This is a genomic window from Elstera litoralis, from assembly GCF_000963705.1.
GTDB lineage: Bacteria > Pseudomonadota > Alphaproteobacteria > Elsterales > Elsteraceae > Elstera > Elstera litoralis.
This window is the reverse complement of record NZ_LAJY01000586.1, coordinates 1-1,145: the sequence shown is the minus strand read 5'-3', so window position 1 is coordinate 1,145 and position 1,145 is coordinate 1. Positions and strand designations below refer to the sequence as shown.

Genomic DNA, 1,145 nt, shown 5'->3' with positions numbered 1-1,145 from the left:
GCGCGGCACGGCGTTCGCCTGCTGCTGGTTCGGCACGAGGATCGGCGAGGCTTGCTGCGCCGGAGCCTGTGGGCGTGCGCCCGTCAAAGCCGGTGGCGTCGCCGTTGCAATTTGCGGCTGGGCGGAAGTCGGCGTTGCCGCGAGCGCGGGTTTCGCCATCGGCGCTTCCGGCGGCGGTAGCATGCGCTCCACCTTACCCGGCGCGCCATCGACCGCTTGGCCGTTGAGAATCAGCTTATCTTGATTGGGTACTTCCAGCCCGCCGGGATCGGTCGGGCGGCTCTTCAGCGGCCCGGCGTCGGCCTGAACCAAGGGCACCGCGCCGCCGTTCGACGTGCTGGCTCCCTGATTATAGGCGTACCAAACGATTCCGCTAAAGCCGCCCAAGGCGACCAGCGCAATCGTTGCCGGTAGCCAGCGCCGCCCCTTCGGCTCTTCCGACGGCAGCGCCGGCTCTAAATCACGGGGATCGAAATCTTGCTGCATCACCGCATTTCCTCGACCGGCTCGACACCTAAAACGGCAAGGCCCGAGGCGATCACACTCTTCACCCCCTGAACCAGGGCGAGGCGTGCGATGGTTAATTCGGGATCGTCCGACAGAATAAAGCGCAGACTTGCCTCGTCTCGCCCCTTATTCCAGAGCGCGTGGAACCCCGCCGCAACGTCGCCCAAATAGAACGCGATACGGTGGGGCTCGTGCGCCTCGGCGGCCGCCTCAACCAACCTAGGCCAGCTTGCTAACGTGCGCATCAAACCAAGTTCTGCCTCGTCGGTCAAGCGACTTAACGAAGAATTAGCTAAATACTCGGAGGATAGCTGATCCTGTGACAAACTATCGACAGCATTACGCAGAACAGAGGCGGCGCGCGCATGGGCATACTGCACATAGAACACCGGATTATCTTTTGATTGCTCTTGAACTTTTTGCGAAATCAAAGTCCAAAGACACATCGTTTTTCCGCGTTAGCATAATAAAGCGCACCGCATTCGCGCCGACTTCATCCACGACTTCGCGTAAGGTAACGAAGTTCCCGGCCCGCTTGGACATTTTAACCGGAACGCCCTTATCCAGAAGATTAACCAACTGGCATAACTTAATATCGAGCGCGACCTTGCCGTCGGTGAGCGCCTTCACCGCCGCCA

At 60.2% G+C, this 1,145-nt stretch carries 1 protein-coding gene and 2 pseudogenes; all 3 read right to left on the bottom strand.

The window, feature by feature from the left end:
- Window positions 1-486, bottom strand: a pseudogene (locus VZ95_RS17875) (hypothetical protein); the annotation flags it as partial.
- Window positions 486-833, bottom strand: a complete 348-nt coding sequence (locus VZ95_RS29455) for a DALR anticodon-binding domain-containing protein (protein ID WP_408606108.1) — start codon at window positions 831-833, stop codon at window positions 486-488. The pseudogene VZ95_RS17875 and the gene VZ95_RS29455, both read right to left, overlap by 1 nt.
- A gap of 8 nt (window positions 834-841) precedes the next feature.
- A pseudogene (locus tag VZ95_RS29450) lies at window positions 842-1,145 on the bottom strand (arginine--tRNA ligase); the annotation flags it as partial.